Annotated in this window: 12 protein-coding genes; 2 read left to right on the top strand and 10 right to left on the bottom strand. The window is 38.9% G+C overall.

Translation table 11 applies throughout. The annotated features are described in order from the left end of the window. Positions 1-3 precede the first annotated feature (3 nt). The 4 genes from ilvC to ilvD all read right to left on the bottom strand — a co-directional run bounded on the left by ilvC (position 4) and on the right by ilvD (position 5,674). On the bottom strand, positions 4-1,500 hold the full coding sequence (gene ilvC, locus ACFO5T_RS05400) for a ketol-acid reductoisomerase (protein WP_380032624.1): 1,497 nt from the start codon (positions 1,498-1,500) through the stop codon (positions 4-6). Between the two features lie 91 nt (positions 1,501-1,591). Next, positions 1,592-2,152: an acetolactate synthase small subunit gene (gene ilvN / locus ACFO5T_RS05395; RefSeq protein WP_380032622.1), complete on the bottom strand. Its 561-nt coding sequence runs from the start codon at positions 2,150-2,152 to the stop codon at positions 1,592-1,594. Between the two features lie 44 nt (positions 2,153-2,196). After that, the gene (ilvB, locus tag ACFO5T_RS05390) at positions 2,197-3,921 is read right to left on the bottom strand and encodes a biosynthetic-type acetolactate synthase large subunit (RefSeq protein ID WP_380032620.1); all 1,725 of its coding nucleotides are present in this window, start codon (positions 3,919-3,921) and stop codon (positions 2,197-2,199) included. A gap of 73 nt (positions 3,922-3,994) precedes the next feature. Then, positions 3,995-5,674 (bottom strand): dihydroxy-acid dehydratase, encoded by a 1,680-nt coding sequence (gene ilvD, locus ACFO5T_RS05385; RefSeq protein WP_380032618.1) that lies wholly within the window; start codon positions 5,672-5,674, stop codon positions 3,995-3,997. Positions 5,675-6,012: 338 nt separating this feature from the next. Between ilvD and ACFO5T_RS05380 the strand changes: the two genes are divergently transcribed. After that, on the top strand, positions 6,013-7,386 hold the full coding sequence (locus ACFO5T_RS05380) for an aldehyde dehydrogenase (protein WP_380032616.1): 1,374 nt from the start codon (positions 6,013-6,015) through the stop codon (positions 7,384-7,386). Positions 7,387-7,529: 143 nt separating this feature from the next. Further along, positions 7,530-7,784, top strand: a complete 255-nt coding sequence (locus ACFO5T_RS05375) for a hypothetical protein (protein WP_148305631.1) — start codon at positions 7,530-7,532, stop codon at positions 7,782-7,784. Here ACFO5T_RS05375 and ACFO5T_RS05370 read toward each other — a convergent pair. The 6 genes from ACFO5T_RS05370 to ACFO5T_RS05345 form a co-directional block, all read right to left on the bottom strand. Then, positions 7,767-8,624 carry a 5-oxoprolinase subunit C family protein gene (locus ACFO5T_RS05370; protein ID WP_380032613.1) on the bottom strand — a complete coding sequence of 286 codons (858 nt, stop codon included), beginning with the start codon at positions 8,622-8,624 and terminating at the stop codon, positions 7,767-7,769. The genes ACFO5T_RS05375 and ACFO5T_RS05370 overlap by 18 nt on opposite strands. Beyond that, complete coding sequence (pxpB, locus tag ACFO5T_RS05365; protein WP_380032978.1) at positions 8,614-9,288, bottom strand: 5-oxoprolinase subunit PxpB; 675 nt, start codon at positions 9,286-9,288, stop codon at positions 8,614-8,616. Before pxpB ends, ACFO5T_RS05370 begins: the two co-directional genes overlap by 11 nt. A 3-nt stretch (positions 9,289-9,291) precedes the next feature. Beyond that, entirely contained in the window at positions 9,292-10,023 is a 732-nt protein-coding gene (pxpA, locus tag ACFO5T_RS05360; RefSeq protein WP_380032611.1) for a 5-oxoprolinase subunit PxpA, read from the bottom strand. Continuing rightward, positions 10,020-11,246 (bottom strand): Nramp family divalent metal transporter, encoded by a 1,227-nt coding sequence (locus ACFO5T_RS05355; RefSeq protein WP_375252263.1) that lies wholly within the window; start codon positions 11,244-11,246, stop codon positions 10,020-10,022. Before ACFO5T_RS05355 ends, pxpA begins: the two co-directional genes overlap by 4 nt. Before the next feature lie 39 nt (positions 11,247-11,285). After that, on the bottom strand, positions 11,286-12,821 hold the full coding sequence (locus ACFO5T_RS05350; protein WP_380032609.1) for a PAS domain-containing protein: 1,536 nt from the start codon (positions 12,819-12,821) through the stop codon (positions 11,286-11,288). Positions 12,822-12,965: 144 nt separating this feature from the next. Next, the gene (locus ACFO5T_RS05345) at positions 12,966-14,504 is read right to left on the bottom strand and encodes a YifB family Mg chelatase-like AAA ATPase (RefSeq protein ID WP_375252260.1); all 1,539 of its coding nucleotides are present in this window, start codon (positions 14,502-14,504) and stop codon (positions 12,966-12,968) included. Positions 14,505-14,723 lie beyond the last annotated feature (219 nt).

Raw genomic sequence — 14,723 nt, 5'->3', positions numbered from 1 at the left:
GTACTAGCTTAGAACAGCTTCTTGCTCTTCGGTTTTTACTTTTTTCATTGCAACCATTGCCTTACGTAGGGTTGCTCCTATTTCTTCTACAGGGTGGTTACGTATGGCATCATTAACAGCAATGAGCTCTTGATTATCTACTCCATTATCGTGAGCATAAGCAGCGCCTATAATATCTGTATCTACCGTTTTCATAAAGTCTGTAAGGAGCGGTTTACAGGCGTGATCAAAAAGATAACAACCATACTCTGCCGTGTCAGAAATAATACGATTCATCTCAAAAAGCTTCTTCCTTGCGATGGTATTTGCAATAAGTGGTGTCTCGTGTAGTGACTCATAATAAGCACTTTCTTCTATAATACCTGCGGCTGTCATCGTTTCAAACGCTAGCTCTACACCAGCCTTTACCATTGCTACCATAAGCACACCGTGGTCAAAATACTCTTGCTCACTTATCTCTTGTGATGTGATTTCTTGCTTTTCAAAGTTGGTCTCACCAGTTGCTGCTCTCCAAGTGTGAAGATTTTTATCATCTGCAGCCCAGTCTTCCATCATCGTTTTTGAGAAGTGACCAGAGATAATATCATCCATATGCTTCTCAAAAAGGGGTCTCATTATATCCTTAAGCTCTTCTGAGAGGTTATATGCTTTAATCTTAGACGGGTTATCTAGACGATCCATCATATTTGTGATACCACCGTGCTTAAGTGCTTCTGTAATAGTCTCCCATCCATACTGTATGAGTTTGCCCGCATATGCCGGGTCTATACCTTTCTCTACCATTTTATCAAAACAGAGTATCGATCCCGTTTGTAACACACCACATAAGATGGTTTGCTCGCCCATAAGGTCAGACTTTACCTCTGCCACAAAAGAAGATTCTAGTACTCCTGCTCTGTGACCACCTGTAGCCGCTGCATATGCCTTAGCTTGAGCAAGCCCCTTTCCTTCTGGATCATTATCTGGGTGTACTGCGATAAGTGTAGGTACGCCAAAACCTCTTTTATATTCCTCACGTACCTCAGACCCTGGACACTTAGGCGCTACCATAATTACCGTAAGGTCATCACGTACCTGCATCCCTTCTTCTACAATATTAAAACCGTGCGAGTAAGCAAGTGTTGCTCCTTGCTTCATAAGAGGCATAACTGCTTTTACTACGGCCGTGTGTTGCTTGTCTGGAGTAAGGTTTAAAACTAGATCTGCCGTAGGGATTAATTCTTCATAAGTTCCTACCGTAAAACCATTTGAGGTTGCATTTTTATAAGACTGGCGCTTTTCTGTAATTGCTCCTTCTCTTAGTGCATAAGAAATATCACAGCCGCTATCTCTCATATTAAGACCTTGGTTAAGCCCTTGTGCACCGCACCCTACAATCACGATTTTCTTATCTGCAATGGCAGCTATACCATCTTCAAACTCACTGGCATCCATAAAGCGGCATTTTCCCAGTTGTGATAATTGATCCCTTAGTGGTAATGTGTTAAAATAATTTTTCATTGTAATTACATTGCGGAGAATTCTTTTTTTGCTTTCGCGAAAGCGGTCTTACCCTCCTAGGTTGTTGGATTAGTTCTTTTATATAAGTTATCTAAGATTGGTCTTTGCTAAAGGCGACCTCATTACTCTCTTCTATACGTTGTAATAGTGTGGAGATAGGCATCTCTGTTTTTGTAACTGCTATTCTACCAGAGCGTGTAAACTGCATTATCCCAAAAGGTTTAAGCTCTCTATGTACAAGCTCAATCTCTGAGCGTCTACCAGCTTTTTCTAGCACAAAGAAGTCCTTATTTACTGTCACGATGCGCGCCTGACTTTCTTTTATGATATTCTGAATTTGTGGTTCTTCAAAAAGTAAATTTGACTTAATTTTAAATAGCGCACTCTCTGTAAATATGGTTTCTTCGTCCGTGTGATAAAATGCCTTTATCACCTCAACTTGACGTTCTATCTGGCCTTGTATTTTTGCCATTTGCTCTTCTGTGACATTTACTACGATGATAAATTTAAACACATCATCTATCTCACTTTCTGAGGCAGAAAGGCTTTCTATATTAATCTTACGACGCTGAAATATTGCCGAAATACGGTTTAATAACCCAATATTATTTTCGGTATATATGTTTACGGTAAATGTTTTTACTTCACTCATAGGTAACCTGTTTATGTATACTTTACTGCTGTATATACTGGTTATTATTCTAGTCTTATATCTGATACAGATGCTCCTGTGGGTATCATTGGGAAGACGTTATCTTCCTTCTCTACCATTACTTCTAGAAAGAAACTGTCCTTTGAAGCAATCATCTTCTCTATAGCTGGACCTAGTTCTTCTCTAGTACTTACCTTCTGGTTTTCTATCTCGTAGGCATCTGCTATTTTACAGAAATTAGGATTTTTCATAGTGGTGCTAGCGTATCGCTTATCAAAAAATAGCTGTTGCCACTGGCGCACCATTCCTAAAAATTCGTTGTTAAGCACAACTATCTTAACCGGCACCTCTGCCTGAAAGATGACACCTAGCTCTTGTATAGTCATCTGGTAACCACCATCACCTATAATGGCCACGACTTCTCGCTCTGGTGCTCCCATTTTTGCCCCTATGGCTGCTGGTAATGCAAATCCCATTGTACCTAGTCCTCCAGAAGTGATATTACTTTTAGACTTTTTAAAGTCTGCATAGCGTATCCCTACCATCTGGTGCTGCCCTACATCAGTTACGATAATGGCTTCACCGTTAGTTTGTTTATTAATAAGGTTTACAACCTCACCCATTGTAAGGCCTTCCTTAGTAGGTAAAATGTCATTCTTTATGACCTTCTCATACTCGATAGCATAGAGATCTTTAAACTTTTGGTGCCACGCCTTATGACTCTTTTGTTCTATATGAGGTAAGATTTTTGCCAGTGTCTCTTTTGAGTTACCAAGTACCGCAATATCTGCCTTTACATTTTTATTTACCTCTGCAGGATCGATCTCAAAGTGTATGACCTTAGCTTGCTTTGCATAGGTCGCGAGATTACCAGTAACACGGTCATCAAAACGCATCCCGATAGCTATAAGAACATCACAATCATTTGTCAAAACGTTAGGTGCATAATTACCGTGCATACCCACCATACCTACGTTAAGAGGATGCTCTGTAGGAATTGCAGAGACACCTAAAATAGTCCAAGCAGCTGGTATACCTGATTTCTCAACAAAGGCTTTAAACTCATTTTCGGCTTCACCTAGTATCACGCCTTGCCCCCATACTATCATTGGTTTTTTGGCCTCATTTATAAGTTGAGCAGCGCGTGCTATTTCTGTTTCATTAATTGCCGGAGTGGGCGTATAACTGCGTATGTATTCACATTTCGCGTAAGCAAAATCAAACTCTGCAAACTGTGCATCTTTTGTGATATCAATAAGTACAGGTCCTGGTCTTCCAGATCTCGCTATATAAAATGCCTTTGCAAGTACCTCTGGTATCTCCTCTGCCCTGGTTATTTGATGATTCCACTTTGTGACTGGTGTAGAGATACCTATGATATCTGTCTCTTGAAAAGCATCACTACCCAATAAGTGAGATCCTACTTGACCTGTGATACATACCATAGGTGTACTGTCTATTTGAGCATCTGCAATACCCGTAATTAAGTTAGTCGCTCCAGGTCCAGAAGTGGCAATGGCAACTCCTACTTTACCCGTGGCACGGGCAAATCCTTGTGCAGCGTGTGTCGCTCCTTGCTCGTGTCTGGTAAGGACGTGCTTGATTTTATCTTGATGCTTGTGTAGCTCATCATAAAAAGGCATTATAGCCCCGCCAGGATACCCATAAATAAGGTCTGCTCCCTCTGCTACAAGACAGTGTATCAATGCCTCACTACCAGTCATTGTGGTAGTCGCAGTGTCTGATGTATTTTGTGTCTTCACGTCCATAAGTTGTACGCTTTAAATGTTATTTCTATTCTATCACGCTCGCTAGGCGTCTGTTTATTGTGCTTGTATTTTGCTAGAACTCGTCTGTCACGCATCCCTCACTCGCAGATGAGACCATACGAGCATATTTATAAAGTGACCCACGTTTTACTTTAAGCTCTGGAGCTACCCAGTTCTTTTGACGTGCTTCTAGTTCGCTCTCACTTATCTCAACATTAATGGTATTCGTCTCAGCGTTAATCACGATGGTGTCTCCATTTTCTATAAGTGCAATACCGCCTCCTACTTGTGCCTCTGGCGTGATGTGACCTACTACAAAACCGTGTGTCCCTCCAGAAAAACGACCATCTGTTATAAGTGCTACATCTTTACCTAACCCAGCACCCATAATAGCCGCTGTAGGTTTGAGCATTTCTGGCATACCTGGTCCTCCTTGTGGCCCTTCGTAGCGTATAACGACTACATCACCTTTTTTTACCTCTCCTGCACCTATACCCGCGTTTGCAGCATACTCACCGTTATAAACTCTTGCGCTTCCGCGAAAATGTAATCCCTCTTTACCGGTAATTTTTGCCACAGATCCTTCACTTGCAATATTTCCATAAAGAATACGGATGTGTCCCGTCTCCTTAATAGGATTCTCAACCGAATGAATAACATCTTGATGTGCCTGAAGATGGTCTACAACTGCTAGATTCTCTGAAATAGTTTTACCAGTTACCGTCATACAGTCCCCGTGCAACATACCTTGCTCTAGCATATATTTTAGTACGCCTGGCACTCCTCCTACATTATGTAAATCTTCCATAAGGTATTTTCCTGATGGTTTAAGATCTGCTAGAAAAGGTGTGGTGTCGCTTATTTTTTGGAAATCTTCTAGTGTAAATGAAACTTGTGCAGCCTTTGCTATAGCAAGAAAGTGCAGCACAGCATTAGTAGATCCTCCTAGTACTGTTACAAGTCTCACCGCATTCTCTAGTGATTTGCGAGTAACAATGTCTGAGGGTTTTATGTCTTTTTCTATTAGGTTTCTTAAAGCAGCTCCTACTCTAGCACACTCCGCTGTTTTATTTGGTGACACTGCAGGGTTAGAGCTTGTATAAGGTAAGCTCATCCCTAGTGCCTCTATCGCGCTTGCCATCGTGTTTGCAGTATACATACCACCACACGCACCAGCACCTGGACAGGCTTTTTTTACCACCGTTTTAAACTCTTGCTCTGTAATACTACCAGCTACTTTTTCTCCCCAAGCTTCAAAAGCAGACACTACATCTAGCTTTTTATCTTCGTGACATCCTGGTGCTATAGTTCCTCCATAGACGAGTATAGATGGTCTATCTAGCCTAAGCTGTGCCATAAGGGCACCCGGCATATTTTTATCACAACCTACCACTGTAACCAGTGCATCATAAGACATAGCTTGTACTACAGTCTCCATTGAGTCTGCAATAATATCTCTACTAGGTAGTGAGTACCGCATACCAGGAGTACCCATTGAGATACCGTCACTTACACCTATAGTATTATAAATAAGACCTACCAGATCAGAGGTTTGTACTCCTTTTTTAATATCTAGTGCAAGATTATTTAAGTGCATATTACAAGGATTACCCTCATAACCTGTACTGGCAATACCTACAAGTGGTTTTTTAAAATCTTCATCTGTAAGTCCTATAGCGTGCAACATAGCCTGAGCAGCTGGCTGCGTCGGATCTTGAGTTACCGCTTTACTATATTTATTAAGTTCTTTCAATGGTTTGTGGTTTTGACTGGTTAAAATTATTACTCTCTTACGGCACCTACAGACTCAGTATAAACTACACCCGACAACCAACGTGCATTTAAAACATTTAAAATACTGTAAATCAGTTTTTTAAATCAATTTAAAATGGAATCCTACCCTAATTCTAGTCTTAGCATTTTTATCATAACACTAATTATCACAGCATAAACTATGAGATTTTAAATATTTCATAATCTGAGTTATGTGCTGTAATCTTATTTATCACGTACCATAAAAATTCCTAAAACTTTGTCAATGAAGAAGAGATGCCGTAAAAACAGCTTATTTTTATAGAAAACACACATATTTTGAAAATTCCATCCATTCTTGAAAATCAGCGTGCCTTTTTTGCAACGGGTCAAACTAAGGATATCGCTTATAGAAAAGCTGCTTTAGTACGCTTTCGCGAAAGCATAAAAAATCACGAACAAGATATCATAGATGCACTGGCAGCCGATTTTAAAAAACCAGCATTTGAAACAGTTGCTACCGAGATAAGTGTTGTCATTAAAGAAATAAATCTCGCCATAAAGGAAATCTGGAAATGGCAGATGCCAAAAAAAGTAAAGGCTTCTTTACTTAATTTCCCCTCTAGTGCCGCCGTACATTATGAGCCCTATGGTACTGCATTAATCATTGCCCCTTGGAACTATCCCTTTCAACTTGCCGTAGGGCCTATGATAGGCGCTATTGCTGCAGGAAATACAGTGGTCTTAAAACCTAGCGAACTTACCCCTAACACCGCAAATCTCTTAGAAAAAATAATCACCGAAGTGTTTGATCCGGCTTATGTACACATTGTACAAGGTGATAAAGAAGTGGCGCAAGAACTTCTTAAACAACGCTGGGATTACATATTCTTTACTGGTAGTGTACCCGTAGGAAAAATAATTTATAAAGCAGCCGCAGAACATCTTACACCAGTTACCCTAGAACTAGGTGGTAAAAGTCCTTGTGTAGTAGATGAGACAGCACGTATACAACAAACAGCAAGACGGATTGTATGGGGTAAATTTGTAAATGCAGGACAAACCTGTATTGCTCCAGATTATATACTTGTGCACTCCTCTGTTAAAGATGCCTTACTCAAGGCTATAGATATAGAAATTACTAAGGCTTATGGAGCAGACCCAAAGATTTCGAAAGATTTTGCTCGCATAATCAATGAGAAAAATTTTGAAAGACTCTCTGAGATGCTTGAGAGTGCAACTATTTATAAAGGTGGGCAAACAGATAAAAACGACCTATATATTGCTCCTACTGTACTTAATGATGTGTCTGTAACAGATACTGTAATGCAAGATGAAATCTTTGGCCCTATACTTCCAGTACTTACTTATGATAAAAAGGAAGATATCGCGCTAGTTATCAACGCTATGAAAAAACCGCTGAGTGCGTACGTTTTTTCGCGAAAGCGTTCTTTTAAGAATTGGTTTAACACAACTTTTTCTTATGGAGGCGGTGCTATGAATGATACACTTATTCATTTTATAAATGACAAGCTCGCCTTTGGTGGTGTGGGACACTCTGGTATAGGTAGCTATCACGGTGAGAAGAGCTTCTACACATTTAGCCACGCAAAGTCTGTGGTAAAAAGAGGCACCTGGCTCGATGTGCCAATAAGATATGCTCCATATAAGGGTAAATTGAGCCTTCTTAAAAAATTTATGAACTGGCTGTAAAGCTATAAAAATGGGGCATTTACCCCTAGCGAAATGCCCCCCTTCCTGCTATCTTTACGTATGTTTAACTTCCCCCTTATAATCACAGTATTATGGGTAGACCGTCAAAAACAGAACGTTTAAAAAGTGCTAGACCTCTTATTATGCAATCAACATTGACCTTTTGCAAATTAAATTTACAAAAGCTTTATGCACGTAGTAGAAGATTACAACTCACGCACTGGAACGAAGATCAGGATTATGCAGATTATATTAATAATCTATGGGCCACAATGCTCAAGCATAAAGCGCTGAAGGAGGAAGCTTTAAAACTAGAAGAAATGCTAGGTACAGGTGATGCTGTACAAATACTAAGCGATATCGTTATGGAACATCGTCAATCAAGTAACGGACAATAAAACAGTATCGTCTTGTTGTAGCTGTGCAAGAGTATCAATGCTAGGTTGTGCAATCTGAAGAATACGAGGATACCCTCCTGTAGTCTGGCAATCACGCATTAATACTATTATTTTACCTGAGGGAGTGAGTTGCACTGTTCCTGGAATTACAGGACTCGTCATTATGCCCTCTAGTTTATTATACACTGGCTCTTGGAGCTGGATGGCCATTCTGTTCCAGAGTTTTGAAACGGTAAATGGCTGGTGTAAGAGTTGCTGCTGGTTGTAATCCAGTAATGTATACTCTGGCCCCTTATACGCTTTAATGGTGTGGACCCTATCCGCACTGGCATATGCATATTTATATTTTATATGCGCCCCTTTTGAAATATCATACGTACTAATACCCAACGAGAATGTATCCCCATTTCTAATATGATTATTAGGAGTTATGGGTGTATACCAACTCTTACTATTAAGAGTGATTGCAGATTCTATACCACCGCCAAAGGCTATATAGCACCTAGTTCCCTGGCTTATTTTTGAGGTAATGAGAGTTTGTGACGCACGTGCGAGAGTTGGTACACCTATTTTTACAGGCTTCCCTTCGAGCGTAGCTTTAACGTGAGCACCTGTAATTACAAAATATGTGTCTTGATAATACTTTATAGTAGGCCCTACTAGCGTGCATTCTAGCATCGCTGCATCTTTAGTATTGTTAAGAAGTGCATTTGCCTGAAAAAAAGAGTGCCTATCCATAGCTCCACTTTCTGGCACCCCCATAGCAGCATAGCCAGTACGACCACCATCTTGCACAGTCGTAAAGAAACCTTTATTAATTATCTCTACTCTAGCGTTCATAAACTTTATACTCTTCTAGTGTGATTGCATAAAACTTTATGGAGTCTCCAGCTTTAAAAAGTGATTGCGGGTTTTTATTAATATCAAATAATTGAACCGGCGTACTTCCTATTACGTGCCACCCTCCAGGACTTCGTTGAGGGTAAATACCCGTTTGTGCACCACCTATAGCCACACTACCCGGTTGTATAAATTGTGATGGTGTAGCCTTTCTTTCTAAATGAAGTTTACTATCAAGCCCATCTAAATATGGGAATCCTGGTAAAAAACCTATAAAATATACTGGATATACTGGTGATGTATGTAAGGCTACAACTTGGTCTACTCTAAGGTTTACTTGTGATGCATATTCTTCAAGATCTGGAGCTACTTGAGTATTGTAACACACCGGCACTTTATGTAATACTCCATTAACGCCTATACTCTCTATAGATGACTCTAATATTTCTTCTACACTAGCTCTAACGGTGTCATATGGACCTTCTAAAGGTAAAAGAAACTTTACCAATATCTCATTATAGGTAAACACAACCTCAACCGCTGGTAAGGATTGTAGTTGTTCTTTTTTACATACAAGCCATTGTAATAAATCTTGTGAAGGTTTTTCTGCTACTTGTATTAACATAGCATATTCTCCTAGTCTTGATATGGTAAAGTTATACATCACTTATACGATTTGTATCCCTTCTGAGTGTAGTTGCGAGCGAAGTGCACGCACTATGTCTATGGCATTTTCTGTATCACCGTGTACACATATTGTATCAACTTTAAAGGGTAATATGTGACCCTCTAGTGATATCAAATTATCTTTCATAATCATAGGTAAAACGTGAGCAACCACATCTTGAGCATTATTTAAGACCCCCTCTGCGTGTGTGCGTGACACAAGGGTATAATCTTGATGGTATGATCTGTCTGCAAAGCCTTCAATAATGGTGGTTAAATAGGGTTTTGCAAGTTTTGCAATTACAGATTTATAAGGCACATAAATTGCGAGATTTTCATCTACACTACGTATCGCTTCAATGATGAGCATTGCTACCCTTTTGTCTATTGCTGCTTGATTATACAATGCCCCGTGCGGTTTTACGTGATGTAAATGCTGGCCATTTTCTTCGGCAAGATGTTTGAGTTTTGAAATCTGATCAATTATAGATTCTTTAAGTACCTTATCTGAGATTTCCATTATAGATCTACCAAAATTTTCCTTGTCTGGATAACTGGGATGTGCACCTATTTTTACATTATACGCTTTCGCGAAAGCGAGCACCTCTCTCATTATATCCTCATCACCAGCGTGACCACCGCAGGCTATATTACAAGAGCTTAATAAGGGCATTAAAAGAGCCTCATTACCTACTCCCTCTCCTACATCACTATTTATGTCTATCGTTTTCATAGTATACCAAAAACTTTCAGAATTGTGCGAGCTCCTAGCATAAAAACCACACACCAGATAATGACAGAAATAACATTCTGTACAAGAGAATTTGTATCACGCCCCATCACCGAACGTTTATTTACTATCCAAATTAAATATGCAGCAATTACTGGTAATAATACTCCATTTGCCACTTGGGCAAATTGTATAATCTCAACTGGGCTATAGCCTACAGACGAAAAGAAGACCCCCAGCACCAATATAGAGATCCATATTACTCTAAATCTGGTAGCCTTAAGATTAGACTCCCACCCCATACAACCTTGCACAACATATGCTGCGGCAAGAGGTGCTGTAATTGCAGAGGTTAACCCTGCAGCTCCTAATCCCAAACCTATAAAATATCTTGCATAATCGCCAAACAGGGGCTCTAAACTTCTTGCAAGATCACCAGCATTTCTTACCTCTCCTGCTTGTATAGCAGCTGCACAAACTATAATAGCCATACTCACCAGCCCTCCTAAAACTACTGCCACAATAGTATCTCTACGAGCAGCAGGTATTGCTTCTTTACCACTCCACTTTTCTGACACAAGAGAAGCGTGTAAAAATAAATTATAAGGCACTACAGTAGTACCTATTAAAGCAACAATAGTTAATAAACTCCCCTTTGGAAATGAAGGAGTAAAACTTCCTTTTAAAAGTGCTATTACATCTGGCTTAGTCATCACAGCTGTGATTAAAAAAGCCAAACTCATAATAATTACAAGCGTTACGAGTATTTTTTCTAGCACCTTATAATTACCTATAAATAAAATAATAGCAGCAAGTATACCAAGTGAGATACTCCAAGCATTAAAGGTTAAGTTACCTACAGTAAACCCTCCTGAAATTCCTAGAGCTTCAATACCTAAAACTCCACCACTAAGGTTTCCTGCTTCATAAGCAGCATTACCCAGTGTTATAGCAGATAACATAAGCCCTATGGCAAAAGCTTTAAATGTTTTATTAGAAATTGTTTCTCTTATTACTCCTGCTAGTCCTTTACCAGTTACAAGACCTATACGCGCAGCCATCTCCTGTAGTATGATGGTAGCAATAATTGAGAGAAGCATAGCCCATAAAAGTGTAAATCCATATGTTGCTCCAGTTATGGTACAAACGGTTACGGTACCAGGACCAATAAATGCAGCAGCAACAAGCACTCCTGGGCCTGATATTGTCTTTCTTTTAATTTTCATTATTTGCAGTATATATATATACTGCGTCAAGATAATGAACTATGGGAGTTTATTAATAAAATGCACTCTAAATATCGTACCCTCGTCCTTTTTACTATCTACAGAAATCTGGTCACCCATATCTTCTATTTGATTCTTTGTCATAAAAAGTCCCAGACCTTGAGCGTCCTCATTCTGATGAAAAGTCTTGTACATCCCGAAGAGTTTGTCTCCATATTTCTCTAGATCTATACCTACTCCATTATCCATTACAGATAATGTAATATCACTTGCTGAGGTAATCTCTGCAGATATGAAGACTTTAGACTGTCTTTCTTTATCACTGTACTTTATAGCATTTGAGATCAAATTAAATAAGATACTCTCAAGATAAGCTGCATTATAATTAATCTGTATATCGTCTGGAATATCATTTACAACAACTACATCCTTCTCCTTAATTTGGGTTTTAAGGTTATTTAATGCATCGTTTACATAATCATTTAAAAAAAGAAGTTTTGGAGTCTCTTCAAGATTTCTATTTGACGTTGCAATCTCGTTCAGATTGCTTATTGTATTGCTCAAGCCAGCAGAAACATCATTAAGATAGTTAGAGAGCTCAATTTTCTCCTCTTGTGACTCTGCCATATCCATAAGCTGCAATATATTCTTAAGGTTGCCGGCGTGGGTAATTAAGTTATGAGAGACAATAAGCGCAAAATTTTTGAGCCTACTATTATGACTTTCTATAAGCTTATTTTTTTCTAAAATAAGTTGCTCCCTATGCTTTGACTCTGTAACATCGGTATGTGTTCCTATAACTCGCATCGGGTTACCAGAATCATCCCACTTTACTACCTTACCTCTATCTTGTATCCATTTATAACTGCCACTAGTAGTAAATACTCGATGCTCATTAAAATAATAAGGAACCTCACCTTTAAAGTGATCTTCTATATCTTTATAATACATCTCCTTGTCATCAGGGTGAACTTGATTGTTCCAGGTATCTTCGTGAGGATCTATACTCTCACGAGTTTTTTCTAAAAGACTCAATGACTTGTCAGAATAAAATACACTCCCTTTTTCAATATCCCAATCCCATAACCCTAAATCTGAACCTTTGATTGCAAGCTCATAACGCTCCTTCATTATAGCATACTCCTCTTCTGTAGCCTTTACATCTGTGATATCAGATACGTGACCTATCCAGTTTGTGCTAAACTCAGAAGAACGCTCAGGTGTTGCAAGAATTTTCACCCAGCCACTTCTACCAGATTTGAGAGTATATCTACACTCAAGTTTAAGTGGAGTTAATTCTTCAAAAGACTTTCTTCCTTTTGAAACAAGTAATTTTTGATCTTCTGGATGTATACTTACATAGGCAGATCTACCATCTTTGAAAAGATCGGGAACATTTAAGTCATAAAGCTCCATAGCATTATGGCTTACATAAGGAAAATTGAACTCCTTAGTAATGTGATTATAATTTAAATCAAAAAAGAAACCTTTTAAATGATTCAAATATTTTTCTAAACTTTGCTGAGACTCATTAGAGGTCTTATCAAGATTCTGGTTATTTATTTTTTGAAACATAGGGGGCAAGTTTAGGTCAAATTACTTTTAAATTTTGACTTTACATCTGATTTATTTACAAATCAGACAAATCAAAAAAATATCGACAAAATTACATATTTTATCGATAAAAAGCTTATTTTTCGATTTTAACGTTTGTTAAAACTATCCTAACCAGCCTTCTCTATCTAAACTTCTGTATTGTATTGCCTCAGATATATGAGTACCCGTTACGACTTTTGAAGCTTCAAGATCTGCAATCGTTCTTGCAACTTTTAAAATACGATCATATGCTCGTGCAGAAAGATTTAATCGCTCCATAGCCGTTTTAAGTAAATCTTTAGATGCGTCATCTAGTGCACAATATTTACGTATTTGCTTCACATTCATCTGTGCGTTATAGTTTGTTTTCTCGCTTTCGCGAAAGCGGTCTACCTGCAACTCTCTCGCAGCTGTCACACGTTTACGTATATCTGCACTAGACTCTGCCTTAGTCTCATCACTCAGTTTTTCAAAAGGAACTGGTGTCACTTCAATATGAATATCAATACGGTCTAATAATGGTCCAGATATTTTACTCAAATATCGTTGCATCTCTGCAGGACTGCTTGTTACCGGTGCGTCTGGATCATTAAAATAACCTCCTGGGCTAGGGTTCATACTTGCCACAAGCATAAAACTAGATGGATATGTAACCGTAAATCGTGCTCTTGATATCGTTACTTCACGATCTTCTAGCGGCTGTCTCATCACTTCAAGAACAGACCTTTTAAACTCTGGCAATTCATCCAAAAATAAAACACCATTATGAGAAAGCGATATCTCACCAGGCTGTGGGTAAGCCCCGCCTCCCACTAACGCAACATCAGATATAGTATGATGCGGACTTCTAAAAGGTCGCTCGCTCATTAAACCTTGATTATCTTTTACCCTACCTACTACCGAATGTATTTTTGTAGTCTCCAGCGCTTCTCGCAATGACATAGGCGGTAAAATACTGGGTAATCGCTTACTCAACATTGTTTTACCAGATCCTGGAGGGCCTATAAGAATAATGTTATGACCGCCAGCAGCAGCGATTTCCATACAACGTTTTATAGACTCTTGGCCTTTTACATCTGCAAAGTCAAATTCTGGATGCTCTAGACTTTTATAAAATTCGGCACGGGTATCTATTACGGTTGCTTCAAGGGGTACATCTTTATCAAAAAATTGTATCACCTCGCTTATGTTCTCTACTCCATAAACCTCAAGACCATCTACTATGGCTGCTTCTTTTGCATTCTGCGCTGGAAGTATAAATCCTTTAAAGCCCTCTTCACGGGCTTTTATTGCGATAGGTAATGCTCCTTTTATAGGTTGTAGTCCGCCATCTAGAGATAGCTCTCCCATTATCACATACTTATCTACCTCGTCACCTTTTATTTGCTCTGTTGCGATGAGAATTCCTATTGCGAGTGATAGATCATATGCAGATCCCTCTTTGCGAAGGTCTGCCGGTGACATATTAAGAATAAGTTTTTTTCCTGGTATTTTATAGCCGTTATTTTGAAGTGCTGCGGCAATACGATAGCTACTTTCTTTTATAGCATTATCTGGAAGTCCTACTAGATGGTATCCTACACCTTTATCTACATTTACTTCGATTGTAATAGTTGTAGCATCCACACCAAAAACGGCGCTTCCATAAACTTTTGTGAGCATTAGCTTTATAATTTGCTTAAATATAGGAAAGTAGATTGAAAGCTTAAAGCACTATCTCCTTATCGTGATTATAATATTAATCTGGGATACAGCTATTCCTTACCATTAACTAGCAAATACTGCTTGCTTGCGGAAATGTCTTTCTCATCCATATCCACAAGCTTCTTAACATTAAAGGCTGAGTATTTCTAATGAAGCAATACGAGTAAGGAAATTTCT

The sequence above is a fragment of the Dokdonia genika genome (assembly GCF_042652845.1).
GTDB classification, from domain to species: Bacteria; Bacteroidota; Bacteroidia; order Flavobacteriales; family Flavobacteriaceae; genus Dokdonia; species Dokdonia donghaensis.
This window is presented reverse-complemented; position numbering and strand designations above follow the sequence as displayed.